Consider the following 22,757-nt stretch of genomic DNA (forward strand, 5'->3'; position numbering starts at 1 on the left):
GCCGGTCCCGTGTGGGTCGGGGTAGTCGTGAAGCGATCAATCAGAGTAGCTACCTGAAGTGTCCCGTGTGGACAGTCAGTGGGTGCGGCCACGTCAGCCGTTCCGGTGTCGCGAAAGCCACTTTCGCGACGCCTGATGCCCCAAAAGTAGCTTTCGCGACACGGCCGCCAGTCGCACACGGTGCGTCTTTCTTAAAGACGCCCGTCACTCCTCGGGGTTGCTTTCGGGGGATCAACATCATCTTCACGCATCTTCCCGGGCTACGTGGGCATCTTTCCCAGTGAGTTCGATCAACGTGAATCGACCACCGAGCGGGAGGAGATGTCATGAACGTCCAGGTGAGGAAGGCCGCCACGGCGATGACCGTCGGAGGACTGGTCGCGGGCGGGCTCCTGGTCGCGGGCGGCGTCGCCGGGGCGATGCCGAGCGACAAACTCTGCGGTGCCTCCGACGTCGAGGTGTCCGTGACGCCGGACCCGTCGCACGCGGCGGGCCACGAGGCTTACGTCCTCACCTACACCGCGGCTTCGCCGACCACGAACTGCAAGCTGCAGGGCGCGCCCACCGCGCTGACGTTCGTCGCCGACGGGCAGCTGATCGACGACGTCGCCGCCGTGCCGGACGCGACCGCGGCGAACGCGGCACCGGTGAACCTGCGTGAGGGGCATCCGGCCGTGTCGCGCATCGTGCAGGCCTCGGCCGGGGCGCCGAACCCGCGCACGCCGACGACGATCACCTTCGACCTGCCGACCGGGCCGGATGGCGTTCCCGTCGTCGCGGACTGGCCCGCCGGGGAGCCGCTGAAGGGCGCCACCGTCCAGGTCACCGCCGTCACCGCTGTCACCGTCTGACTTCGCCGATCGAGGGAGGAAAACCATGTCCAGCAAGCAGATCAAGCGTGTTTCCCTGGGTGTCGCCGTGCTGACCGGAACGCTCGCGCTGACGGTGGCCGGTCAGGCGGAAGCCGCCACGCCGCGATGCGCGACGGCGGACCTCGCGGTCTCCCTGGGTGAGCCGAAGCAGCTCGAAGAGGCGACAGGCCAGTACGACGTTCCGGTGACCTTCAAGAACATCTCGTCGCACACCTGCGGCCTGCACGGGGTGCCCGGCGTCGACCTGGTCGGCCCGGACGACCCGAACGGGCCCGTCTACCACCTGCCGCGCGTGGACAACGGCGTGCGGGTCAACGAGGTGCCGGCGGGTTCGACGGCGACCGCGACGGTCACCGTCCTGACGACGGAACCGGGTTCGGTCGGCAGCGGGGGTTCGACCTCTTGGACGCCGGCGAAGCTGGTGACCATCCCGCCCGGTCAGACCGAGGCGCTGAGCGCGGACTGGCCGTCCGGCCTGCCGGTGCTCCGGCAGGACGCCGCGACGCATCCGGGCAGCTGGGTCAACGGAATCCTCGCCGATCCTCCGGTGAGCTGACCTGGCGAACGGTCAGACGGAGGGGCAGGGCCAGGCGAGCCGGACGATCGTCCCGGTGGGCGTGCTCGTCACCGAGGCCTCCGGTGCGAAGGCGCGGATGATCGGCAGGCCCCGCCCGCCGTCCGGGCGGCGCCCGTCGCGCCACCGGCCCTCGTCGGCGACGGTGATTTTGACGTGCCCGTCGGCGTACGCGGCGGTGATCGTCATGAGGTTGTCATCGGTGCCGTCCGGATAGGCGTGCTTGACGACGTTGGTCATCGCCTCGTAGGCGGTGAGTTTGAGGTCCTCGGCCAGCTCGCGGGGGAGGCCCCGTTCGAGAGCCCAGTTCGCCAGGACGTCCCGCAACGCGGCGGCCTGGGCGGGGACTGCGGCGACCTGGAGGACCAGCTCGTCGGTGCTGTGCCGCACCGGCTCGTCGATCGGCATCACGGAGCTTCTCCTCCTCGTCCGCCGCGGTCCACGACCGCCGGATCTACCGTCAAGGCTAAGGCACCGCCGGGATCGGGGTGCGAGTGCCGCGCGGGCGGGTGTCTTCATCCGATATCTTCGGGACTCGCGGGGTGCCGATCGTGAGGGAGTGTGACGGTGACTAGCGGAGACGGCGACGGCCGGGAGGTGCCGTTCTCGGTGACCGTCGCCAGGACCGATGGCATGCAGGTCGTGATCGCGGTGGCGGGGGAAATCGACCTGACGACGTCCGAAGACCTCAAGGAGACCTTCGAGGAGGCGCTGGAACCGGTGCCCGGCCGCCTCGTCGTCGACCTGGAAGACGTGGAGTTCTGCGATTCCACCGGTCTGGCGACCCTGGTCCGGATCAACGACCGGTGCGCCACCCAAGGCGTCGACCTGAGTTTCCTGCCGTCGCCGACGATCCGGCGGCTGGCGCTGAAGACGGGGCTCTCCACTCTGCTGCCGCTCGCCGGATCCTGAGCGCTCTCGCGGCTCAGATCCTCGGTGCGGGCAGGGCTTTCGGCACTTCGCGGAGTGCCGTGGCGAGGTGCCGGTACACGGGGATGTGGGCGTCGACGCCGAACAGTTGCAGCAGCCGCAGTACCGGCCGGGTGCTGGCGACGACACCGATCGTGCGGTGTTCCGCGTGACCGCGGGCGGCGGCCGTTTCGATGACCCGCAGCCCGGCGACGCCGAGGAAGGTGACCTCGGTGAGGTCCAGCACGGTGGCGGTGGGCAGTTCGCCCCGCAGGGCGCGCTCGAGCCGTCCGGCGGTGGCGAGGTCGATTTCGCCCGCGGCGGAGACGACGAGCAGGTTTTCACTCCATCGGGTGCGCTGAACGCGCAACAGGTGGTCGTCCGACGGGCGCGGTTGCGGAACGGTCGTGTGAACGACGGTTTTGAGGGCGGGGCCGTCGCGGCTGCTTCGCGTGAACGGAATTCGGTCGGTCATGATGCTGGTCTCCCGGAAAGCCGGGACGAGACGGACAACGGGTAAGCCTGCACAACGGCTGCGCAAGTCAACTCGCCGCCGCGTCGCCCTGTGAAAGAGCTGGGCCGCGGACGTGCGGGTCGTTCGCGCGGGCTGGTGGACTCAACCTCACGTACCTGTCACCGTACGCTGCTCACCGCACCTGGCAAGACCGCGCCGGGTGAACAACGGACATTCACCCTCGCGCATGGTCACTCGTGCAAGGCCTTTTCCCAGGTGAGACCCCACTTTTCCAGTGGGTGCAACGCGTCGAGGAGTTGTTCGCCCAGTGGTGTCAGCGCGTAGCCGTCGTCGCCGGTCGTGACGATGCGTGCTTCGGTGAGCTCGCCGAGCCGGGTGGTGAGCACGCTCGACGACATGCGTTCGCAGCGCCGCTGGAGTTCGCGGAATCCGACCCGGCCCTGGCGTAGCTCCCAGACCACCCGCAGCGTCCACCGGCGTCCCAGCAGGTCGAGGGCGGCCATGAGCGGGCGGCCGGTTTCGGAGCCGCGGACCGGTCGTCCGGGGCGCGGGATCGGGTCTTCGGGCATCACGCCCCCTTGTGCTTCGACTTTCGAAGCAGCATAGTGGTTCGAAAGTCGAAGCACTCGAGGTGGTCATGGCACGGATCGCGCCGCTCACCCCGCCCTACGAGGCGGACGTCGAACAGGCACTTCGCAAATGGATGCCGCCCGGTGTGGCGCACGAACCGTTGGCGCTGTTCAGGTTGCTGCAACACCACCCGGACCTGGCCTCGCGCATGCGCGTCCTGGGCGCCGGCCTGCTCGCGCACGGGGAATTACCCGCCCTGGACAGGGAAATCGTCATCGCGCGGGTGACCGCGCGCTGCGGATGCCGCTACGAATGGGGTGTCCACGCGGCGGTTTTCGCACCGGTGGTCGGGCTGACACCGGAACAGGTCGAAGCGACCGTCTCCGGCGATTCCGCGCACCCGGCATGGTCTCGGCGACATCGGGCCCTGATCGCCGCCGTCGACGAACTCCACGACACGGCAACGGTTTCCGGCGACGCGTGGGCCGCGCTCACCGAGCACTATCCGGATACGCGGCTCCTGGAACTCCTCGTGCTCGCCGGCTGGTACCGGACGATCGCCTACGTGGCCAACGGCATCGGTCTGGAGGAGGAGCCGTGGGCGGCCCCGTACCCCGATCGCTAGGACTGGTGCGAGTCGAGTTCCCTGGTGTCGTCCCGTTCTCGCTTCGAGGCCCGCCATGAGGCGAGAGTGCACAGGAGTGCCGCCACGAAGCCGAGCGCGGTGAGTGTCCCGGCCCAGACGGCGCCGGTGCTGGCGAGAAGGTAGAGCTGGATCAGGGCGGTGCACGTGTAGACGACCGCCAGGCCCAGCCACAGCCGTTGCGTCATCATCCCCCGTCTCCGTTCGCGGATACCGGGTCAATCGCAGCGAAGCGGGATGTGGTTACAACCTGTTCGAAAGCGGTCGCTTCCTGGCGGTGGGCGTCAAGTACCGGTCACCCGGAAGAAGTCCACCAGCCCGTCCCCGGACTGCGAACTCCGCCGCCGCTCCCACCACGTCCGGAACGGCGTCGACGCCATCGCGTGCCGCGTGTACGACGTCATCACCGCGCGGTACACGTTCTCCGCCTGGTCCCACGTCATCCGCTCTTTGCGCCACGCGAGCACGAGCCGCATTCGCATCGGGTCGTCTTTCAGCGGCCGGACGACCATCCCCGGCAGCTCGGGCGCGGTCGGTTCCACGAGTTGCACCGCCTGCCCGGCGGCGATCAGGTGCCGTCCGCCGCCGTTGGGGCATTCGAAGCGGATCCGCGGCGTGAACCCGGCGCGGTGGGTCGCCGCGCGCAGCGACGTCAGCGAGCCGTCTTCGGGACCCGGCGGCCCGATCCACGCTTCGTCGGCGAGGTCGGCGAGGTCGACCTCGAAGCCGTCGGCGAGCCGGTGCCGGGCGGGAAGGCCGACGAAAACGGGCAGCCACGAGAACAGCACGCGATGCCCCAGATGCTTCGCCAGCGGCACTTCCTGGTCGTCGGCCATGGCGATGACGGCGATGTCGAGGGTCGCGCGGGCCAGTGCTTGCGCCAGTACCGCGCTGGACGGTTCCACATGGACGGTCACGTCCAGCCCTGGCAGCGCGTCGTCCAGCCGTTCGACAAAGGTGGGCAGACAGTCCATTTGGGACGATCCGAGCCGGACGGGGCCGTCGCCCAGCGCGCCGAGGAGGTCGCTCTCGAACCGGTCGAACTCCACGAGCAGGGTCAGCGCGCGGCGCAGCGTCTGCTCACCCACCGGGGTCGGGGTCACGCCGGTGTGACTCCGCACGAACAGCGGCGCGCCGATCTGCCGTTCGAGCCGCTGGAGCAGCGAGGTCAGCGACGGCTGGGACATGCCCAGCGCGGCGGCCGCCTGCGAGAGGCTGCCCGCTTCGGCGATGGCGCAGATCGCCCGCAGGTGCCGGATCTCCAGGGCCATAGGCGGAGTCTATCGCCGCCGGTCATTACGGCCGGGCCGTTCGCGGTGTGAGGGTGCGGTCAGAAGTCCGACTACCTGAAGGGGGAGCCGATGACCGGCGACCGAACCCGGCCGGATCTGCGCGCGCTGCTGGCCGCCAAGGGGTTCCGGAACTGGATCAGTGACGGCTGGGAGCCGACAGACGACATGGTCGAGGTGCCTTCCGGCACCGCCGAGGCCGCCGCCGCTCATCGCGGCAGGCTGTCCGCGGAGCTGCCCGGACGGCGGATCGCCCTCGCGGCGGGCCGGGCCGTGGTGCGCTCCAACGACACCTTCCACGGCTTCCGCGCCGACAGCGACTTCGTCTGGCTCACCGGCTGCCAGCGCGAGGGCGCGATCCTGGTGCTGACCCCGGCCGGGGACAGCCACCACGCCACGCTGTACGTCCCGCGGCCCGCCGAGGCGGACGAGCCCGACTTCGTGGGCGACGCCGACACCAGCCCGCTGTGGGTCGGCACCGCCGCCGGGCCCGCCGCGTACGGGCAGGCGCTCGGCATCGACTGCCGTCCGCTGGAGGACCTCCCTCACGGCTTGCGCGGGCGTAACCCGGGCGTCCTGGTCGGTGCCGGGGTCGACCCGGCGCTCGACGCGTTCGGCTTCGGCCACAGCGAACAGCTCCGGACGGTGCTCGCGGACCTGCGCCGCATCAAGGACGACTGGGAGATCGGCCAGTTGCGCGACGCTGTCGACGCGACCGCCCTCGGGTTCGCCGACGTGCTGGCCGCGTTGCCCGAGGCGGTCCGCGGCGGCGGGGAACGCTGGCTGCAGGGCACTTTCGACCGGCGTGCCCGTACCGAGGGCACCGGCCCCGGCTACACCTCGATCGTCGCCGCCGGGCCGCACGCCCCGATCCTGCACTGGACGCGCTGCGACGGCCAGGTGACCGAGGACAGCCTGCTGCTGCTCGACGCCGGAGTCGAGCTGGAGTCCTTGTACACGGCCGACATCACCCGCACCTTCCCGGTCGGAGGGGAGTTCACGACGGCTCAGCGCGACGTCTACGACCTGGTGCACAAGGCGCAGGTCGCGGCCCTGGCGGAAGTGCGCCCCGGTCAGGACTTCGCCGCCTTCCAGACGACGGCGCTGGGGGTGCTCGCGTCGGGGTTGCACGATTGGGGCCTCCTCCCGGTGTCGGTGGACGAAGCGCTGTCGCCGGACGGGCAGCAGCACCGGCGCTACATCGTCTGCGGTACCGGCCATTTCCTCGGGCTGGACGTCCATGACTGCGCCGCCGCCCATCCCTCCGGCTATCGCGAGGGCACCTTGGCCGAGGGAATGGCGCTGGCGGTGGAGCCCGGCCTGTACTTCCACGCCGGCGACCGCACCGTGCCGCCCGAACTGCGCGGTCTCGGCGTCCGCATCGAGGACAACGTCGTGGTCACCGGATCCGGGCACGACCTGCTCTCCGGCGGTTTCCCGTCGACCGCCGACGAGGTCACCACCTGGGTCCGGGCGGCCAGGGGCTGAAGGACGCTTTCCCCGCATGCCATGCGGGGAAAGTCCCCTTCAGCTCAGTACGAGATCGTGTGCCCGGCGAGGATCCGCTGCGCCGTCCCGGTCGTGGACAGCCCGGCGGCGGGCCTGTCCTTGGTGAAGTACTCACGGAAGTCCTGGCTGAAGTCGCGGGTCATCAGCGCGATCGTGCGGTTCCAGTTCCCGCCGTCCGGCCCGTTCGCGGCCCACAGGTCCAGCAGGGACGAGCCGACCCGGCCCTGCACGGTGTCGCCACGGTCCCAGCCCGGCGTCGAGGCGTCGTTCTGGAAGCTGGAGGAGTTGCCGTTGTCGTAGACGTAGCGATAGTCGCCGAGGGCGTAGGCGGCGACGGCGTCCGCGAAGCCTTCGGTCCACGCGCACGACTCCGAACTGTGCTTCTCGATGTAGTGCGGGTTGCAGTCCTCGACCACCGGGAAGCCGCGCCCGTAGAGCTGCCATTGCAGCCAGTGCCCGGCTTCGTGGAGCACGAGGTGCTTCGAATCCGGCATCGTGTTGCCGAGGAAGACGTAGTTCGTGTTCGGGTAGTCCCAATAACCGCCGTCGGCGACCTTCGGATCCCAGACGAAGGTGATCTGGTCGCAGCGCCCGTCGGACTGGCGGCTCGTCCAGCAGGACGAGCCGGGGTTGGCGCGTTTCCAGTAGAGGACGTTGAGCGTGTCGACCACCTTCCACGCCCGCTGCAGACCGGAGGGCACCTTCACCGTGCCGAGGTCCTGGGTGCCGGACACGTTCGTGCGGCGTGCCGAGTCGAACGTGTAGTCGGTGGTGTTGTTCGCGGCCTTGACCACTCGCCACATCGAGGTGCTGCTCGACCGGAACCTGACGTACGCCTCGGTGAGGGAGGCCGGGTGGCAGGCGGAGAACCGGCCTTCGGACGCGCCGGTGATGCCGCTGGAGAGCCGGGTCGCGGCGCCGGAGCCGGTACGGCCCCACAGCTCCCAGTTCGCGTTCCGCGCCACCTGGGTGCGCACGGGTTTGCTCGGGCCGGCTTCGGCGTCGAGATGATCGAAGGCGAGTGTGCCGGTGAGACAGGCGTTCGCGGCGGCAGTGGCCGGTGCGGTGGCCGCTGCCGCGGTCAGTCCGAGGGCGGTGACGAGTACCGCGCCGAACGCGCGAAGCCGTCTTCCGGCCGATGAGGATCTACGGATCAGCTGCACGGGGATCTCCTCGCTCGAGGGATACGGAGATAGGGCGGTGTGGCCCGTGACCCTGTGTCGACGGTGACACACCGGTTGGTGAAGGAGTTTCATCGCGGCCGCCACCGCCCACCATCGCGTCGCCCCATCGGCCGCGGCTATGCCCTCCCCGCCGGGAGGCGTGTCATGATGTCCGCGAACTCGATCGGCAAAGCGAACGCTTCGCCGACCGGTCGTACGGTTTGACGAACGACAGGGGAGAAGCGGTGGAGGACGAGACGCCCTCGATCCGGGACATGCTCGCGGTCAACCTGCGCGCGGCCAGGGCGGCGAGGGGCCTTTCGCTTTCGGAGCTGTCGCGGCGGTCGGGGATCGGCAAAGCGACGCTGTCGCAGCTGGAGTCCGGCGGCGGCAATCCGACCATCGAGACCGTGTTCAGCCTGTCCAGGGTGCTGGAGGTGGCGATCTCCGATCTGCTCGACCATCGCGCGGGCGGCGCGCTCACCGTGGTGCGCGGCGCCGACGTCGAGGTGCTCAGCGGCGAGGGAGTGGATCTCCGGCCGCTGCGCCGGATCGAGACCGGTGACGGCGTTTTCGAGGTGTACGACCAGGTGGTGCGCGGTGACGCGCCGCAGCGGTCGCAGGGGCACGTCGGGATCGAGCACACCGTCGTGCAGTCCGGCTCGTTACGGGTCGAGGTGGCGGGCAAGACCGTCGAGGTCGGCCCCGGTGACTACGTGGCCTTCGATGCCCGCGAGCCGCATTGCTACACCGCGCCGGACGGGCCGGTGCACTCGGTCCTGCTGCTGCAGTATCGCGCCGACGAACGGCTCGACGGCAGGCCGCATCCCGTGCTGAAGGGCTGACCGCTCCCCAGGTATTGACACCCCTCCGGGAGGGAACCTACTCTCCGATCGTTCGCTTTACCGAACGCTGGAGGGTCGATGAACCGAACGCGTGTGGTCATACTCGGCGCGGGTATCGTCGGCGCCGCGTGTGCCCGCGAGCTGAGCCTGGCGGGCTTCGACGTCGTGGTCGTGGATCGCGGCCGTCCCGCCGGGGGCACCACTTCGCACGGTGAAGGCAACGTCCTCGTCTCCGACAAGGGACCGGGCGCCGAACTCGAACTGGCGAAGCTTTCGGCTCTCCTGTGGCCGCGTGTCGTCGCCGAGGTCGCCGACGAGGACGCGCGTGCCGCCGCGGCGATCGAGTACGACCCCAAAGGCGGCATCGTGGTCGCCACCACCGAAGACGGCGCCCGCGCCCTCGCGTCGTTCGCCGGGACGCAACTCGGGGTCCGCGCGGATCCGTTGTCTCCCAAAGAACTCGCCGACGCCGAGCCCGCGCTGACCCGCGAGGTGACCGCCGCCTTCCACTACCCGGAGGACGCTCAGGTCCAGCCCGCGGGCGCGGCGCTGGCCCTGCTGGGCTCCGCGCTGCGCCACGGCGCCCGGCTGCGGTCCGACACCGAGGTCGTCGGCGCGTCCGTCCGAAGTGGACGGATCACCGGTGTCCGCGTGCCCGGCGAGATCATCGAGGCCGACGTCGTCGTGAACGCCGCGGGCCCGTGGGCCGGTCAGGTGTCGGCGCGCCTCGGCGCCCCGATCGCGATCCGCCCCCGCAGGGGCGAGGTGCTGGTGACCACCCCGATGCCCGGCGTCGTCCGGCACAAGGTCTACGACGCCGATTACGTCGGCGCTGTCGGCGCGGACTCGGGGGAGTTGCAGACCTCCGCCGTCGTCGAGTCGACCTGGGGCGGCACCGTGCTGATCGGCTCGTCCCGCCGCCGGGTGGAGTTCGCCGACGCCATCCGCCCCGACGTGCTGAGCGCCATCGCGGTCAAGGCCCTGCGGCTGTTCCCGTCGCTCGCCGACGCGGCGATCATGCGGGCGTACGGCGGTTTCCGGCCCTACGTGGACGATCACCTCCCGGTGCTCGGCGAGGACCCGCGGCTGGGGAACCTGTGGCACGCCACCGGGCACGAAGGCGCCGGAATCGGGCTGAGCGTCGGCACCGCGCGCTTGCTGCGCGAACTGCTCACCGGGGCGGAGCCCGCGATGCCGGTCGAAGAGTTCACCGTGGATCGTCCCGCGGTACTGGCCGGGGTGGCCGCGTGAGCGCCCGGCCGATCCGGATCACCGTCGACGGCGAAGCCCTGACCGGGATCGCGGGCCAAAGCGTGGCGGGAGTGCTGATCGCCGCGGGCCGGACCTCCTGGCGCACCACGCGTTCCGGTGCGCCACGCGGCGTGTTCTGCGGCATCGGCGCCTGTTTCGACTGCGTGCTCACGGTCAACGACGTGCCCGACGTCCGCGCGTGCCGCCGTCCGGCCGCCGACGGCGACGAGATCCGCACCCAGTCACGGGAGGAGAACGCGTGAGCCGGCATGTGGTGATCGTCGGCGCCGGGCCCGCCGGACTCGCGGCCGTCGAGCACGCCTTGCGGGCCGGTGCCCGCGTCACGGTGCTGGACCAGGCGGAATCGCCCGGCGGCCAGTATCACCGCATGCCGCCGGAGGCCCACGCGGCACAACATGGCGGACCCGAGTTCACCCGGCGCCGCCGTCTGCTCGCGCATCCGAGGTGCCAGTGGTGGCCCGCCTCCACCGTCTGGGCGTTCGACCGCGCGGAGAACCGGGTGCACGTCCTGCGAGGACAGTCCGACGGCGGCGGACGACAGCGGCTCACCTTGGTTCCCGACGCGCTGATCCTGGCGACCGGCGCGCACGACCGCACCCTGCCGTTCCCCGGCTGGAAACTGCCCGGCGTGTACACCGCGGGCGCGGCGCAAGCGCTGGCGAAAGGGGAGCGGGTCGCGATCGGCAGGCGGGTACTCGTCGCCGGGGCCGGACCGTTCCTGCTGCCGGTCGCGGAATCGCTGCTGGATATCGGGGCCGAGGTGGTCGCCGTGCTGGAGGCGAACCCGTTCGCGACCGTCCGGAAAGGATGGTCGGCGCGGCCGTGGCGCCTGGCCGCCCACGCGGGCAAGGCGGGCGAACTGGCCCGCTACGCCGCGACGCTGGCCCGCCATCGTGTCCCGTACCGGTTCGGCCGGGCCGTGATCGAAGCGCGAGGCGCGGACAGCGTCCGCGAGGTCGTGACCGCCGAGGTCCGTGCGGACTGGTCGGTCGTCCCCGGCACCGAGCGGACGTACGAGGTCGACGCGGTCTGCGTCGGCCACGGATTCGTCCCGCAACCCGAACTGGCCGTCGCCGCGGGCTGCGTCCTGGACGGCGGGTTCGTGCGGGTCGACGGCGGCCAACGCACCACAGTGGACGGTGTCTTCGCCGCGGGCGAGATCACCGGTATCGGTGGCGCGGTCACCGCCGCGGCCGAGGGCGCGGTGGCAGGCCGTCTCGCCGCGGGGGAAACGCCCGGCCCGGCCTTGATCCGCGCCCGCGACCGTGCCCGCACGTTCGCCGAACGCCTCGCCACGGCGCATCCGATCGGCACGGCCTGGCGACGCTGGCTTCGCGAGGACACGATCGTCTGCCGGTGCGAGGAAACCACCTACGGCGAACTCGTCCGCGCGACCGCCGATCCGGCCTGCCCCGGCCCGCACGCGCTGAAACTCGGCACCCGGGCGGGCCTCGGCCCGTGCCAGGGCCGGATGTGCGGTCCGGCCGTAGCCGAACTCTGCGGTGGTACCGAACGGCACCACCGCCCGATCGCCCAGCCGATCCGGCTCGGCGAACTCGCCGCCCGAACCGAAGGAGAACCTGAATGAGCACCCCCGACCTCGGTGGCGTCGTCGTCGCGACCGCCCTCCCGTACCGGGCGGACGCATCGGCACCCGCCGGGCTGGCCGTGGATTACGACGCCTACGCCGCGCACTGCCGGTGGCTGATCGACAACGGCTGCCGGGGCGTCGGCCCGAACGGCTCCCTCGGCGAGTATTCGTCGCTCACCGACGACGAACGCCGCCGCGCCGCCCGTACCGCGATCGAGACAGTGGGGAAGGACGGCATCGTCGTCGTCGGCGTACACGGTCCCGGGTCGCATCAGGCCAAGCACTGGGCCGAAATCGCCGCCGAAGACGGTGCCGGCGGCCTGCTGTGCCTCCCTCCCACGATGTACCGCGCGAACCGCGGTGAAGTCCTCGCCCACTTCGAGGCGGTGGCGTCGGTCGGCCTGCCGGTGATGGTCTACAACAACCCCATCGACACCAAGGTCGATCTCACCCCGGCGCTGCTGGCCGAGATCGCGGCGATCGACAACGTGGTGGCGGTCAAGGAATTCTCCGGTGACGTCCGGCGGGTGCTGGAGATCCGCGAGCAGGCGCCGGGCCTGGACGTGATCAGCGGCGCCGACGACGTCGTGCTGGAAAGCCTGCTGATGGGCGCGACAGGCTGGTTCGCCGGCTTCCCCAACGTGTTCCCGGCCGAGTCGGTACGCCTGTTCGAACTGGCGAGGGCGGGGAAACTCGAGGAGGCCAGGGCGCTGTACGAACCGCTGGTGGCCGCGTTCCGCTGGGACTCGCGCACCGAGTTCGTCCAGGCCATCAAACTCGGCATGGATCTCGTCGGCCGCTACGGCGGACCCTGCCGTCCGCCGCGCGGACCGCTGACCGACGAGCACCGCGAGCAGGTCACCGCCGACATGCGGCGCGCGCTCGCCTCGCTGGGGGTGGAGTAGGTGCGGTCGATCCGGTCGATCACCGCCGTCGACTCGCATACCGAGGGCATGCCGACCCGGGTGGTGACCGGCGGGGTCGGCGTCATCCCCGGTGACACGATGGCCGAGCGCCGCCGGTACTTCATGGAGCACCTGGACCACCTGCGGCGGTTCCTGATGAACGAGCCGCGCGGTCATTCGGCCATGAGCGGCGCGATCCTGCAGCCACCGACCAGGCCGGACGCCGACTGGGGCGTGGTGTACATCGAGGTGTCGGGGTGCCTGCCGATGTGCGGGCACGGCACGATCGGCGTGGCGACCGTGCTGGTGGAGACGGGGATGGTCGAGGTGACCGAACCGAAGACCGTGGTGCGCCTGGACACCCCGGCCGGGCTCGTGCACGCCGAGGTCGACGTCCGGGACGGCCGGGCCGAACGGGTCAAGCTGCGCAACGTCGCGTCCTTCCTCGCCGAGCGGGACGCGTCGGTCGAGGTGCCCGGGCTCGGCGAGGTGCGCTACGACCTGGCCTACGGCGGCAACTTCTACGCCATCCTCGAACTGTCCCAAGTGGACATTCCGTTCGAGCGCTCGGAGAAGGACCGGATCCTCGCGGCGGGACTGGACATCATGGCGGCGATCAACGACCAGCGCCCGCCCAAGCATCCGGCCGATCCGCTGATCGGCGGCTGCAAGCACGTCCAGTTCCTCGCCCCGGGGTCGGATGCCCGCGCGTCGCGGAACGCGATGGCCATCCACCCCGGCTGGTTCGACCGTTCGCCGTGCGGCACCGGCACGTCGGCCCGGATGGCCCAGCTGCACGCCCGCGGCGAGCTGCCACTGCACACGCCGTTCGAGAACAGCTCGTTCATCGGCACCACGTTCACCGGTGAGCTGGTCGCCGAGACCACCGTCGGAGGTGTCCCGGCCGTGGTGCCGGAGTTCTCCGGGCGCGCGTGGATCACCGGCAACGCCACCTACCTGCTCGACCCGGACGATCCGTTCCCGGCGGGCTTCGTCCTCTGAGAGCTGAAGGGGCCTTTCCCCGCATGCGATGCGGGGAAAGCGCCCTTCGCCGCACGAGATGCGGGGAAAGTCCCCTTCAGGCCACCAGGAAGGAACCAATGAAGGAAATCGTCCAGGCGGCGGAGATCGCCGGTGCGTGGGCCGCCATCGACCCGAAGACACGCGCGGCGGTGATCACCGGCGTGGCCGACGCGCTGGACGCGGCGGGCCCGGCGCTGATCGCGATCGCCGACGCCGAAACCCGGCTGGGGACGAAACGGCTGACCGGCGAGCTGGCCCGCACGACGTTCCAGCTGCGCCTGCTCGCGGCCGAGAGCGGTTCGTCCTACGACGTCCGCATCGATCGCGCCGATCCGTCGTGGCCACCGGGTCCCCGGCCGGACCTGCGCCGGTATCGCACGGCGGTGGGACCGGTCCTGGTGTTCGCCGCGAGCAACTTCCCCTTCGCGTTCAGCGTGGCGGGCGGGGACACCGCGGCGGCGTGGGCCGCCGGATGCCCGGTGGTGGTCAAGGCCCATCCGGGGCATCCGGAGCTTTCCCGCCGGACGGCGTCGATCGTCGTGGAGGCGCTCGGGCGGTGGGGTCCGCTTCTCGGTCTCGTCGAGGGGGAAGCCGCCGGAGTGGAGGCGCTGCGGCATCCGGCGATCGCGGCCGCGGCCTTCACCGGATCGGTGGCGGGCGGGCTCGCCCTGGCGCGGATCGCGGCCGACCGGCCGGTTCCGATCCCGTTCCACGGCGAGCTCGGCAGTGTCAATCCGGTGATCGTCCTGCCCGGTGCCGTCGAGACGCGTGCCGAAGAACTGGCTACGGGCTACGCGGGTTCGCTGACGCTGGGCAACGGCCAGTTCTGCACGAATCCCGGCCTGGTGTTCGCGCCGTCTTCGGGTCCGTTCGTGGATCTCGTCGCCGAACGCTTGCGAGCGGTGACGGCGGGGTCGTTCTTGAACGATCGCATCGCCTCCGGCTTCGAGACCGTCGCGGAGCGGCTGGCCGCGATCCCGGGGATGCGCGAGATCCTCGGGGGAGCCGGGGCCCGGCTGCTCGAAATCGACCTCGCCGATTTCGTCCCGGACGTGGCGGAGGAGTGCTTCGGCCCGCTGGGCGTGATCGTGCGGTACTCGCGGCTCTCCGACGTCGTGCCGGTTTTGGCGGCGCTCCCGGGGCAGCTCACGACGACCGTGCACGCCTTGGACTCGGAGGCGGGCGACGTGGAGGCGCTGCGTCCGGTGCTGGCCGACCGCAGCGGGCGGATCCTGTGGGGCGGCTGGCCGACCGGGGTCGCGGTGACCGCCGCGATGCAGCACGGCGGTCCGTATCCGGCGACGACCTCACCGGCGTCGACGTCGGTCGGGACGGCGGCGGTGGAACGCTTTCTGCGTCCGGTGTCCTATCAGGACTGGCCGTCGCACCTGCTGCCCGAACCGCTGCGGGACGACAACCCCTGGGACGTCCCGCAGCGCTTCTCCTGACCCCGCGTTTCGTCCTCTAGTTGCGATACATGCACGCGCAACTACCGCAACCAGAGGACGAAACGCGTCAGGCGGAGACCACCGTCCCGCCCTGGATGACGTGCCGGAAGCCCTTCGGCTCGGCCAGGACGCCGATGTCCTCCAGCGGATCCCGGTCCACGACGAGCAGATCCGCGTGCGCGCCGGGGGCCAGCGTGCCGATCTCGCCGGTCAGGTTCAGCAGGTCTGCCGCTGTCGACGTCGCGGAGCGGACGACGTCCAGAGCGGGCTGGACCTCGCCGCGCAGCCGGAATTCGTGGTTCTGGTGCCGGTGCATCCCGCCGAGGAGATCGCTGCCGTACACCAGTTTCACCCCGCCCCGGGCGGCCTTGTCGAGTGCGGCCATGCCCGCGCCGAGGACGTCGTCGACCTTGCGCCAGCTGGATTCCGGCAGACCGTGCTCGCGCCCCTCCTCCTTCAGCGCCCAGTACGTGACCAAGGTGGGCACGAGGTACGCGTCGTGCCGGAGGAACAGTTCGACACTGAGGTCGTCGATCAGGTTGCCGTGCTCGATCGACCGCACGCCCAGCTCCAGCGCGCGGTTCACCGCGCGGGCGGTGTAGGCGTGAGCGGCCACATAGCGGTTGGCCGCCTCCGCCTCCTCGACGATCGCGCGCAGTTCCTCGGCGGAGTACTGCGTCGAGTCGACCCGGTCGGTGGGGGAGGCGACGCCACCGGAGGCCATCACCTTGATGTGGTGCGCGCCCTTGCGCAGTTCGTCGCGCGCCGCCGCGCGGACCGCGTCGACACCGTCGGCGACCCGGCCGAGACCCGCGCAGCATGGGTGGTCTTCGCTGGCGTTGGCGCCGCGGGTCCGGCTGTCGCCGTGGCCGCCGGTCTGACTCAGCGCGCGCCCGCAGAACAGCAGACGGGGACCGCGGAACAAGCCCTCGGCCTGTGCGTCGGCGAGACCGTAGTCGGCGCCCGAGGCATCCCGGACCGTGGTGAAGCCCCGGTCCAGCATCAGGCTCATGGTGCGGGCGCTGTGCGCGGTCACATAGGACGGTGACGACGCGGGGAGCGACCCCAGGTCCGCTGTCGAAGCGGTCACGTGCACGTGCGCGTCGACGAGGCCGGGCAGCACGAACGCGCCGTGCAGGTCCTCGGTCCGGACGTCGCCGGCGGCGAGACCCGTGCCGGTCTCGACGATCCGGCCGTCGGCGCACCGGAGATCGCCCTCGGTGTACTCGCCCGTGACCGGGTCGAGCAGACGGGCGTTGCGCAGCAGCAGTGAGCCGTTCATCGGGCCTCCAGGATTTCGCGCAGGGCGGGGACCGCCAACGGTGCCAGAGATCGGGCGGCGGTGACGGAATCGTCGTCGTAGCTGCCTTCGGCGTCGAGGATGTTGAGGACGCCGAGCGTGCGGCCATGGTCCACCACCGGCACGTTGATCACCGCCCCGCAGCCGAGCCTGTCGATGAGGTCGTGGTCGGCGAAGATCTCCCGCACCGCCGCGCTGTCCGGCCCGAAATAGGGTTCCTGTCCGGTGATGCACCGCTCCAGCCAGCCCGCGGCCACCTCGACGGTCTTCTCACCGCCGACCGGATACTCCGCCGGGTGGCTGCTGTGCACGCGGCGCAGCGCCCGCCGTTCGGGCACCCACGCCAGCACGGTGAACAGCCTTACGCCGATCGTCGCTCGGGTTTTGTCCTCCACAATGGACAGCGACACGGTCACTTCGTCATCTCCTTGGCGGTTTCCACGGGCGCGCCGTGTTCGGTCAGTTCTTCCAGGGAGCGGCCGGCGGTGGACAGGCCGAACACGACCACGCACACCACCCCGGCCGCCAGGACGGCGGTGGTCAGGCCGAAGACGCCGGCGAAACCGAGGCTCGCGGCGGACAGGCCGATGATCGTCGGGGCCAGGATGCTGCCGAGCCTGCCGAACGCGCTGGACAGGCCGGTCCCGCTGGCGCGGATCCAGGTCGGGAACACTTCGGGGGTGTAGGAGTACACACCGGCGTAGGTGCCGTTGAGGAAGAACGACAGCACCGCCCCGGCGAGGGTGATCGACCACGGCGCGTCCATCTGGCTCAGCCAGAACGCGCTCACCGCCGAGCCCGCGAGGTACAGCGCGATGGTGTGCTTGCGGTCGAGCCGTTCCGACAGCCACGCCGCGGAGAAGTACCCGGGGATCTGCGCCAGGTAGATGATGATCGAGAACTCGAAGCTCTTGGTCACGGTGATGCCGCGCTCGACGAGCAGCGTCGGGATCCAGGAGAAGAAGCCGTAGTAGGAGAACGTGATCACGAACCAGACGGTCCAGATCACCGCGGTCCGGCGTGCCATCGCCGGGCTCCACAGGAACTTCAGCGCGCTGAAGAGGTTGACCTTGGGGGTTTCCGTCGCGGGCCGGGTATCGGTCTCGGCCACGGCCGGAAGTGGCTGCCCGGTCGCCTTTTCGACGTCCCGCTCCAGTTTCGCGACGATCTTCTCCGCCTCGGCGTGACGCCCGTTCGCGACGAGGAACCTCGGCGATTCCGGCAGGGACCGGCGCCACCACAGCAGCATGACGATCGGCAGCGCGGTGATCAGCTGGGCGACCCGCCAGCCCTCCGGCACCGTCGGCACGACGAACCGCCCGATCAGCGCGGCCATGACGAAGCCGAACGAGAAGAATCCGGCGAGCGCGCCGACGAACCAGCCGCGTCGCTTCGCGGGGACGAATTCCGACAGGAACGGCGCGATGATCGCGCTTTCGGCGCCCGCACCCGCCCCGGCCAGCACCCGGGCGCCCAGGAAGATCTCGTAGTTCGGGGAGAAAGCGGCGAGCACCGAGAACACCGCGTAGAAGGCCAGCGCGTACATCATGACCTTCTTGCGGCCGATGCGGTCGCCCAGCAGGCCCGCGGCGATCGCGCCGAAGAGGAAGCCGAACGGCGTCGCCGAACCGATCAGCCCGAGCTGCCCGTTGTCGAGCCCCCAGACCGCTTTCGCGCTCGGCAGGAGGAAGGCGACCACGGCGGAGTCCATGCCGTCGAAGGTGTAACCGAGCCCGCCGATGAGCAGGAGCAGATAGTGGGGACGGCTCAAAGGGAGCCGGTCCAGCCGTGCCAGAAGCGTCATGGGGAACGCCTTCCGTGGTTCGGGCGACGAGGAGTGCGGACAACGTATACTGCGTTTCCGTAAAACTGCAATGGTTGTTGCAGGTGGTCCGTCGGGCACGATGCGTTACCGTGGCGCGGTCGAGGGAGGGTGTGCGTGACAGAGACGGGAACCGGTGACGGTTTCGAGGCGTGGCTTCGGGATCGGACGCCGGAACGCGGCTTGAGGCCGAAGTCGGCCGCCGTGCTCGAAGTGCTGGTCTCGCAACCGCGCCGGGCGTCGTTCGGGTCGACGGCCGAACTCGCCCAGCTCGCCGGGGTCAACGTCGCCACCGTCACCCGCACCGCGCAGGCGCTCGGTTTCGCCGGCTGGCCCGCGCTGCAACAGGAGTTGCGGGCGCGGTACATGTCGTCGCTGAGTGCGCCTCAGGTGGCCGAGGAACACCGGGACGTGGACTCGCCGGGCTCGGCGTCGCTGCGCCGCGACCTCGACAGCCTCGCCCTGCTGAACCGGCGGGCCACCGAGGACGAGATCCGCAACGTCGCGGAGGCCGTCGCCGCCGCGCGCCGCACGCTCGTCATCGCCGACGGCAGCTACGCCGCGGTCGGGATCGCGTTCGCGCACAACGCCCGGCTCGCCGGGTACGACGTCCACGCGATCACCGCGGGCGACGCGGAACTCGCCAACGCCACGGCCAAACTCACCGCCGACGACGTGCTCATCGCGATCAGTTTCTGGCGCCTGTACGAAAGTACGGTGCTCGCCGCGGACGAGGCGAAGGCGAGGGGAGCACGCGCGTTCGCCATCACCGACGCGGCCAGTCCCGCGCTGGCCGGCGCCGTCGAGCAGGTGCTGATGGTGCCCGCCGAAGGCGTGACCTTCTTCCCGTCGCTGACCGCGGGGATGAGCCTGGTGCAGGCCATCGTCGCGCAGCTCGCCGCCGTCGATCCCGTCCGCACCGGCGAATCCATCGAGGCGGCCGAAGCCATGTGGTCGCGGTTCGATCTGCTGCACCGCCGTCCGGGATCGGCCGAAAGGATGGTGCCGAAAAGGCCGACCGGTCGAGGCACCTCCGCCGGATGACCGATCCGCCGCACCCCGTCGGGCAGCGATCCTGGTTCCAGGCCGCCGGAACAGGCGGTACGGGGATCGAGGAGGCCGAAATGACGATGATCGCGACTTTGGGCGCATACGCCGGGCTCGCACTGCTGGCGCTGATGGCGGCGACCCCGCTGCTCGTCGAACTCGACCAGCGCTTCCCGGTCACCCGCCGGGTCAAGGCGACCGAACGGGAACGCCGGATGCCCGCCTCGCTCGCGTCGGCGTGACGCAGAGCACAGAGATCGGCCCGGGACTACCTCACGTGAGTGATTCCGGAACCGCCAGGTCGTAACTTTGTGTCGCGTTGTGGAACGCTGAGTGACGTGACCGTGGATTTCTGCACCAACAGCCACTCCGCCGACCCCTTCGCGGAGTTCCGGCGGAACGTCGACGAGCTTGCCCAGGCGTTCATCGACGCCTGTCGTCAGGGCCGCAGCCCTGGCGACGCCACTCTCGACCTGTTGCAGCGGATCCACCACGAAGACCGCAACTGGGTCGTCGTCCATCTGACCTTCGCCATCGCCGCGCTCGCGCATCAGCGAGCCGTCGCCCCGGCCGACTCCGTCACCCGGCCAGGTGGCGTAACGGGTGCGCCGGAGCGCGCGTTGTTAGCTTCCGCGAGTGACTGATCCGACCATCTCCGCGGTCATCGCGGTGTTCGCGGGTTTCGCGCTCGCGGGCATCCTGGCCGTCCCGTACATCGCGGCGAGCTACCGGCGCCGCGGCGAACTCGGGTTGTGGCGGGTCCTGCTGGTGTTCGGGTTCCTGGTCTACGCCATGTCACTGTGGACGTACACGTTGCTCCCCATCCCGCAGACGACGGCGGCGTGGTGCGCCGAGCACGCGACGAGTCACCTGCAACTGCGCCCGTTCCAGTTCGTCGCCGACATCCGCCGCGAACAGGCGGGGGCGGGCCTGCGCGCGTTCCTGCGCAATCCCGCGGTCCAGCAGGCGGTCTTCAACGTCGCCTTGTTCGTGCCGCTGGGCATGTTCGTACGGCATCTCTTCCGGCGCGGTTTCGCGGTCACCGTCGCCCTCGGTTTCGCGGTCTCCCTGTTCATCGAGTGCACCCAGCTCACCGGCGTCTGGTTCCTGTTCGACTGCCCGTACCGGCTCGCCGACGTCGACGACCTGCTGACCAACACCCTCGGCGCCGCCGTCGGGTTCGGCCTCGCCCCGTTGCTGCGGCTGCTGCCGGGGAACGAGCCGTCCGCGCCACCGGGAACGCCGCGACCGGTCACCGCGCGCCGACGTCTGCTCGGGATGGCCGTCGACTTCGTCTCGGTCGTCCTGCTCGGGACCACCATCGGGATCGTGACGACTCTCGTGGCGGGCGAACCGGACACCGTGGTCGCGGCTCTGACCACCACCCTGCTGCCCGCCGTGCTCCTGTTGTTCGTCGTCCCCGTCGCGGGCAACGGCGCCAGCTTCGGCCAGCGGGTCGTATTGCTGCGGCCCGCCGGGCCGGACGGCGGGAAGCCCGCCCTGTGGCGGATGATCGTGCGATTCCTGGCCGGGTCCGGTGGCTACTTCACGCTGCTCACCCTGGCTTCCGCGGTCAACAGCGGATTCGAGCCACTGGCGAACCTGTTGTTCTTCGTCAGCGGCATTCTCGCGATCCGGCCTCTGGGCCACAAAGGACTGTCCGGGCTGGTCGCCGGACTGGAGATCGTCGACCTGCGCGAAATCGAGAGCCCGGACCGGGAGCCTGCCGTCGACGTGCGCGGTGGCCCCACACCGCCACTCACCTGATCGGGTCGACCCTGTCGTTCACGCGAGTCATTCCACCTGGCAGGAGGCACGGGCCGGAACACTCCCCGCGGTGGACGTGGAGTCGATGGATGACGTGGCCGACTGCCTGCTCTCGGTGGCTTGGAACATTTTCCCGCTGATGGGGAAACCGCCCGCGAGCCCGGGGGACCGGCCGGAGGAGATCCGCTCCTTCCTCGTCGACACCTGTCACGACGCCGGGCTGCGTGCCCGGGAATGGGCGGCGGCGCACGGCGCGGGAACGGCGGCGGACCACCGTCCCTTCCTGCGGCTCGCGGAGATCGGGGCGGACGCGAACCTGTTCCTGGGCATGGTTTCCGGCACGTTGGTCACCGATCACGAGCGGATCCGCCGCCGATGGACCGAAATCGAGGCGCTGGTCCGCGAAGCACGCGAACTCGCCGGGGAGATCAAGGGGCGGCCGTCGCACCGGCCGCCCCTCTTCGGCGATCAGTCCTTTTCGAGGGTCAGGTCGTAGCGGTTGAGCACCTCCTTGACGGGCTGGAAGAAGGTGGTGCCCCCTTCTTTGCAATCACCGGAGCCGCCCGAGGTCATCCCCTGTGCCTGCACCAGCTTCGTGCCGGAACCCGCCGAGGGACGGCTGACGTACGAGCCGCCGGAGTCACCCGGCTCGGCGCAGGCGCTGGTCTGGGTGAGGCCCCGCACGATGTTCCCGTTGCCGTAGTTCACCGTCTGGTCCAGCGCTTCGACCCGCCCGCACTGCCACTTGGTGGTGATCCCGGACCGGCAGACGCGGCCGCCGACGGCGACGACCTCGGAGCCTTCGATCCGCACGTCGGTGCCGTCCCCGTACCGGTCGACCCGGGGCGGGGTCGAGACGTCGGAGTGGGTCACCTTGATGGTCCCGTAGTCGTTACCGGGGAACGACGACTTCGCGACAGGGCCGATCGTGCCGTCGACGCCGTGCACGGTGCCGCCGAGTTCGGTGCAGTGGCCCGCGGTGATCACGTAGTTGTCGTCGTCGTCATGGGCGTTGAACCCGACCGAACAGGCGCCGCCGTTGAAGTAGAGACCCTGTCCGCCGACCACGCTCCACAACGGCCTTGGCGCGCTCTTCACCTGGTCCACCCGGACCGGGACGCCGGCGGCCGCCGCCCAGGCCAGTCCGGCTGAGTCGCCGCCGACCACCTCGACCACGACCTCGTTCGCGGGCGCGTCGACGTACCAGCCCGCGACCGAGCCGGGAAGACCGGCGGTCCTGTTGTCCAATGTGGACTGGATCTTCGTCAGTTCGGCGGAACTGTGCTTCATCACCTTCGGGATCGCGCCCGCCGAACGGATCGCGGCCGAGCGGCCCGCGTCGGTGGTGCCGACGACGAGTTCGCCGGTGGTCGTGTCCAGCCAAGAGCCGGCGAACGTGGTGCCGAGCGAAGTGCCGATCTTCTGCTGCGAGGCGGCCAACGTGGCCGGACCCGCCGTTTCGTTCAGCACCGATGTCGCCGCCGAAGCCGGGGTCGCGAAGGCGGTGACGGCTGCCGCGGCGCCTATCACCGCGGTCATGGTGCGCAGAGGACGTCGGATCACGAAAACCTCCATGGGATTGCGGAATTCGTTGCGGGGTGTGTACTGAGAAGCGCCTCTCGTCCGACGTTACGACAACGGGGTATCGGCCGAATGCCGCCATTTGAGTTGCACCGGCAATTCGCCTTACCGGCTCAATGGAACGGGGATTTCCCGGCATAGCTCACTCTTGT

27 protein-coding genes are annotated in these 22,757 nt (G+C 70.3%); 17 read left to right on the plus strand and 10 right to left on the minus strand.

The window, feature by feature from the left end; genetic code table 11:
- Window positions 1-326: 326 nt before the first annotated feature.
- Window positions 327-851, plus strand: a complete 525-nt coding sequence (locus tag ACZ5IK_RS28525) for a DUF4232 domain-containing protein (protein ID WP_465490504.1) — start codon at window positions 327-329, stop codon at window positions 849-851.
- A gap of 25 nt (window positions 852-876) precedes the next feature.
- Window positions 877-1,428, plus strand: coding sequence for a DUF4232 domain-containing protein (locus ACZ5IK_RS28530; protein ID WP_465490505.1), 552 nt, complete (start codon window positions 877-879; stop codon window positions 1,426-1,428).
- 12 nt (window positions 1,429-1,440) lie between these two features.
- On the opposite strand, the gene ACZ5IK_RS28535 is transcribed toward ACZ5IK_RS28530, so the two are convergent.
- Complete coding sequence (locus ACZ5IK_RS28535) at window positions 1,441-1,854, minus strand: ATP-binding protein (protein ID WP_465490506.1); 414 nt, start codon at window positions 1,852-1,854, stop codon at window positions 1,441-1,443.
- A gap of 159 nt (window positions 1,855-2,013) precedes the next feature.
- On the opposite strand from ACZ5IK_RS28535, the gene ACZ5IK_RS28540 reads away from it, so the two are divergent.
- Window positions 2,014-2,358 carry an STAS domain-containing protein gene (locus ACZ5IK_RS28540; RefSeq protein ID WP_465490507.1) on the plus strand — a complete coding sequence of 115 codons (345 nt, stop codon included), beginning with the start codon at window positions 2,014-2,016 and terminating at the stop codon, window positions 2,356-2,358.
- A gap of 13 nt (window positions 2,359-2,371) precedes the next feature.
- Here the strand turns inward: ACZ5IK_RS28540 and ACZ5IK_RS28545 are convergent, their stop codons facing one another.
- Together ACZ5IK_RS28545 and ACZ5IK_RS28550 are read right to left on the minus strand one after the other, a co-directional pair.
- Entirely contained in the window at window positions 2,372-2,830 is a 459-nt protein-coding gene (locus ACZ5IK_RS28545) for an STAS domain-containing protein (protein WP_465490508.1), read from the minus strand.
- Between the two features lie 230 nt (window positions 2,831-3,060).
- Entirely contained in the window at window positions 3,061-3,399 is a 339-nt protein-coding gene (locus tag ACZ5IK_RS28550) for a winged helix-turn-helix transcriptional regulator (RefSeq protein WP_465490509.1), read from the minus strand.
- A gap of 68 nt (window positions 3,400-3,467) precedes the next feature.
- Between ACZ5IK_RS28550 and ACZ5IK_RS28555 the strand changes: the two genes are divergently transcribed.
- The gene (locus tag ACZ5IK_RS28555) at window positions 3,468-4,025 is read left to right on the plus strand and encodes a carboxymuconolactone decarboxylase family protein (protein WP_465490510.1); all 558 of its coding nucleotides are present in this window, start codon (window positions 3,468-3,470) and stop codon (window positions 4,023-4,025) included.
- Here the strand turns inward: ACZ5IK_RS28555 and ACZ5IK_RS28560 are convergent.
- A complete protein-coding gene (locus ACZ5IK_RS28560; RefSeq protein ID WP_465490511.1) occupies window positions 4,022-4,234 on the minus strand; it encodes a hypothetical protein in 213 nt (70 codons plus the stop codon). The genes ACZ5IK_RS28555 and ACZ5IK_RS28560 overlap by 4 nt on opposite strands.
- A gap of 93 nt (window positions 4,235-4,327) precedes the next feature.
- Window positions 4,328-5,314 carry a LysR family transcriptional regulator gene (locus ACZ5IK_RS28565; protein ID WP_465490512.1) on the minus strand — a complete coding sequence of 329 codons (987 nt, stop codon included), beginning with the start codon at window positions 5,312-5,314 and terminating at the stop codon, window positions 4,328-4,330.
- Window positions 5,315-5,404: 90 nt separating this feature from the next.
- Here ACZ5IK_RS28565 and ACZ5IK_RS28570 point away from each other — a divergent pair, with 90 nt between their 5' ends.
- Window positions 5,405-6,820 (plus strand): aminopeptidase P family protein, encoded by a 1,416-nt coding sequence (locus ACZ5IK_RS28570; RefSeq protein ID WP_465490513.1) that lies wholly within the window; start codon window positions 5,405-5,407, stop codon window positions 6,818-6,820.
- A gap of 44 nt (window positions 6,821-6,864) precedes the next feature.
- On the opposite strand, the gene ACZ5IK_RS28575 is transcribed toward ACZ5IK_RS28570, so the two are convergent.
- Window positions 6,865-8,004 carry a metalloprotease gene (locus ACZ5IK_RS28575; protein ID WP_465490514.1) on the minus strand — a complete coding sequence of 380 codons (1,140 nt, stop codon included), beginning with the start codon at window positions 8,002-8,004 and terminating at the stop codon, window positions 6,865-6,867.
- A 245-nt stretch (window positions 8,005-8,249) separates the two neighbouring features.
- Between ACZ5IK_RS28575 and ACZ5IK_RS28580 the strand changes: the two genes are divergently transcribed.
- The 7 genes from ACZ5IK_RS28580 to ACZ5IK_RS28610 all read left to right on the plus strand — a co-directional run bounded on the left by ACZ5IK_RS28580 (window position 8,250) and on the right by ACZ5IK_RS28610 (window position 15,088).
- Window positions 8,250-8,849, plus strand: coding sequence for a helix-turn-helix domain-containing protein (locus ACZ5IK_RS28580; RefSeq protein WP_168214308.1), 600 nt, complete (start codon window positions 8,250-8,252; stop codon window positions 8,847-8,849).
- A 78-nt stretch (window positions 8,850-8,927) separates the two neighbouring features.
- Window positions 8,928-10,100, plus strand: a complete 1,173-nt coding sequence (locus ACZ5IK_RS28585; protein ID WP_465490515.1) for an NAD(P)/FAD-dependent oxidoreductase — start codon at window positions 8,928-8,930, stop codon at window positions 10,098-10,100.
- Window positions 10,097-10,363 (plus strand): (2Fe-2S)-binding protein, encoded by a 267-nt coding sequence (locus ACZ5IK_RS28590; RefSeq protein WP_465490516.1) that lies wholly within the window; start codon window positions 10,097-10,099, stop codon window positions 10,361-10,363. The genes ACZ5IK_RS28585 and ACZ5IK_RS28590 overlap by 4 nt, the downstream gene beginning before the upstream one ends.
- Window positions 10,360-11,709: an FAD-dependent oxidoreductase gene (locus tag ACZ5IK_RS28595; protein WP_465490517.1), complete on the plus strand. Its 1,350-nt coding sequence runs from the start codon at window positions 10,360-10,362 to the stop codon at window positions 11,707-11,709. Before ACZ5IK_RS28590 ends, ACZ5IK_RS28595 begins: the two co-directional genes overlap by 4 nt.
- Window positions 11,706-12,617, plus strand: a complete 912-nt coding sequence (locus ACZ5IK_RS28600; protein WP_465490518.1) for a dihydrodipicolinate synthase family protein — start codon at window positions 11,706-11,708, stop codon at window positions 12,615-12,617. Before ACZ5IK_RS28595 ends, ACZ5IK_RS28600 begins: the two co-directional genes overlap by 4 nt.
- Window positions 12,618-13,619 (plus strand): proline racemase family protein, encoded by a 1,002-nt coding sequence (locus ACZ5IK_RS28605; protein WP_465490519.1) that lies wholly within the window; start codon window positions 12,618-12,620, stop codon window positions 13,617-13,619. It abuts the gene before it with no gap.
- A gap of 23 nt (window positions 13,620-13,642) precedes the next feature.
- Window positions 13,643-15,088, plus strand: a complete 1,446-nt coding sequence (locus ACZ5IK_RS28610; RefSeq protein WP_465490520.1) for an aldehyde dehydrogenase (NADP(+)) — start codon at window positions 13,643-13,645, stop codon at window positions 15,086-15,088.
- A 67-nt stretch (window positions 15,089-15,155) separates the two neighbouring features.
- On the opposite strand, the gene ACZ5IK_RS28615 is transcribed toward ACZ5IK_RS28610, so the two are convergent.
- Genes ACZ5IK_RS28615 through ACZ5IK_RS28625 form a run of 3 tightly spaced genes read right to left on the minus strand, consistent with a single transcriptional unit; the run spans window position 15,156 to window position 18,192 of the window.
- The gene (locus ACZ5IK_RS28615) at window positions 15,156-16,370 is read right to left on the minus strand and encodes a metal-dependent hydrolase family protein (RefSeq protein WP_465490521.1); all 1,215 of its coding nucleotides are present in this window, start codon (window positions 16,368-16,370) and stop codon (window positions 15,156-15,158) included.
- On the minus strand, window positions 16,367-16,804 hold the full coding sequence (locus ACZ5IK_RS28620; RefSeq protein WP_465490522.1) for a GAF domain-containing protein: 438 nt from the start codon (window positions 16,802-16,804) through the stop codon (window positions 16,367-16,369). Before ACZ5IK_RS28620 ends, ACZ5IK_RS28615 begins: the two co-directional genes overlap by 4 nt.
- Window positions 16,801-18,192 (minus strand): MFS transporter, encoded by a 1,392-nt coding sequence (locus tag ACZ5IK_RS28625; protein WP_465490523.1) that lies wholly within the window; start codon window positions 18,190-18,192, stop codon window positions 16,801-16,803. Before ACZ5IK_RS28625 ends, ACZ5IK_RS28620 begins: the two co-directional genes overlap by 4 nt.
- Window positions 18,193-18,327: 135 nt before the next feature.
- Here ACZ5IK_RS28625 and ACZ5IK_RS28630 point away from each other — a divergent pair, with 135 nt between their 5' ends.
- The 5 genes from ACZ5IK_RS28630 to ACZ5IK_RS28650 all read left to right on the plus strand — a co-directional run bounded on the left by ACZ5IK_RS28630 (window position 18,328) and on the right by ACZ5IK_RS28650 (window position 21,520).
- Window positions 18,328-19,254 carry a MurR/RpiR family transcriptional regulator gene (locus ACZ5IK_RS28630; protein ID WP_465490524.1) on the plus strand — a complete coding sequence of 309 codons (927 nt, stop codon included), beginning with the start codon at window positions 18,328-18,330 and terminating at the stop codon, window positions 19,252-19,254.
- Window positions 19,251-19,499 (plus strand): hypothetical protein, encoded by a 249-nt coding sequence (locus ACZ5IK_RS28635; RefSeq protein WP_465490525.1) that lies wholly within the window; start codon window positions 19,251-19,253, stop codon window positions 19,497-19,499. Before ACZ5IK_RS28630 ends, ACZ5IK_RS28635 begins: the two co-directional genes overlap by 4 nt.
- 96 nt (window positions 19,500-19,595) lie before the next feature.
- Complete coding sequence (locus tag ACZ5IK_RS28640; protein ID WP_465490526.1) at window positions 19,596-19,901, plus strand: hypothetical protein; 306 nt, start codon at window positions 19,596-19,598, stop codon at window positions 19,899-19,901.
- Complete coding sequence (locus tag ACZ5IK_RS28645; RefSeq protein ID WP_465490527.1) at window positions 19,894-21,024, plus strand: VanZ family protein; 1,131 nt, start codon at window positions 19,894-19,896, stop codon at window positions 21,022-21,024. The genes ACZ5IK_RS28640 and ACZ5IK_RS28645 overlap by 8 nt, the downstream gene beginning before the upstream one ends.
- A gap of 85 nt (window positions 21,025-21,109) precedes the next feature.
- Complete coding sequence (locus tag ACZ5IK_RS28650) at window positions 21,110-21,520, plus strand: hypothetical protein (RefSeq protein WP_465490528.1); 411 nt, start codon at window positions 21,110-21,112, stop codon at window positions 21,518-21,520.
- Here the strand turns inward: ACZ5IK_RS28650 and ACZ5IK_RS28655 are convergent.
- Window positions 21,493-22,587 carry a S1 family peptidase gene (locus ACZ5IK_RS28655; protein WP_465490529.1) on the minus strand — a complete coding sequence of 365 codons (1,095 nt, stop codon included), beginning with the start codon at window positions 22,585-22,587 and terminating at the stop codon, window positions 21,493-21,495. The two genes, ACZ5IK_RS28650 and ACZ5IK_RS28655, sit on opposite strands and share 28 nt — an antisense overlap.
- Window positions 22,588-22,757: the final 170 nt, after the last annotated feature.

This window comes from Amycolatopsis sp. NPDC031561, from assembly GCF_055580625.1.

Bases quoted from the DNA above. Each gene is read 5' to 3' on its own strand.
- ACZ5IK_RS28525 (WP_465490504.1), top strand. From the start codon at position 327: ATGAACGTCCAGGTGAGGAAGGCCGCCACGGCGATGACCGTCGGAGGA.
- ACZ5IK_RS28530 (WP_465490505.1), top strand. From the start codon at position 877: ATGTCCAGCAAGCAGATCAAGCGTGTTTCCCTGGGTGTCGCCGTGCTG.
- ACZ5IK_RS28535 (WP_465490506.1), bottom strand. From the start codon at position 1,854: ATGCCGATCGACGAGCCGGTGCGGCACAGCACCGACGAGCTGGTCCTC.
- ACZ5IK_RS28545 (WP_465490508.1), bottom strand. From the start codon at position 2,830: ATGACCGACCGAATTCCGTTCACGCGAAGCAGCCGCGACGGCCCCGCC.
- ACZ5IK_RS28550 (WP_465490509.1), bottom strand. From the start codon at position 3,399: ATGCCCGAAGACCCGATCCCGCGCCCCGGACGACCGGTCCGCGGCTCC.
- ACZ5IK_RS28555 (WP_465490510.1), top strand. From the start codon at position 3,468: ATGGCACGGATCGCGCCGCTCACCCCGCCCTACGAGGCGGACGTCGAA.
- ACZ5IK_RS28560 (WP_465490511.1), bottom strand. From the start codon at position 4,234: ATGATGACGCAACGGCTGTGGCTGGGCCTGGCGGTCGTCTACACGTGC.
- ACZ5IK_RS28565 (WP_465490512.1), bottom strand. From the start codon at position 5,314: ATGGCCCTGGAGATCCGGCACCTGCGGGCGATCTGCGCCATCGCCGAA.
- ACZ5IK_RS28570 (WP_465490513.1), top strand. From the start codon at position 5,405: ATGACCGGCGACCGAACCCGGCCGGATCTGCGCGCGCTGCTGGCCGCC.
- ACZ5IK_RS28585 (WP_465490515.1), top strand. From the start codon at position 8,928: ATGAACCGAACGCGTGTGGTCATACTCGGCGCGGGTATCGTCGGCGCC.
- ACZ5IK_RS28600 (WP_465490518.1), top strand. From the start codon at position 11,706: ATGAGCACCCCCGACCTCGGTGGCGTCGTCGTCGCGACCGCCCTCCCG.
- ACZ5IK_RS28610 (WP_465490520.1), top strand. From the start codon at position 13,643: ATGCGATGCGGGGAAAGCGCCCTTCGCCGCACGAGATGCGGGGAAAGT.
- ACZ5IK_RS28615 (WP_465490521.1), bottom strand. From the start codon at position 16,370: ATGAACGGCTCACTGCTGCTGCGCAACGCCCGTCTGCTCGACCCGGTC.
- ACZ5IK_RS28625 (WP_465490523.1), bottom strand. From the start codon at position 18,192: ATGACGCTTCTGGCACGGCTGGACCGGCTCCCTTTGAGCCGTCCCCAC.
- ACZ5IK_RS28635 (WP_465490525.1), top strand. From the start codon at position 19,251: ATGACCGATCCGCCGCACCCCGTCGGGCAGCGATCCTGGTTCCAGGCC.
- ACZ5IK_RS28650 (WP_465490528.1), top strand. From the start codon at position 21,110: ATGGATGACGTGGCCGACTGCCTGCTCTCGGTGGCTTGGAACATTTTC.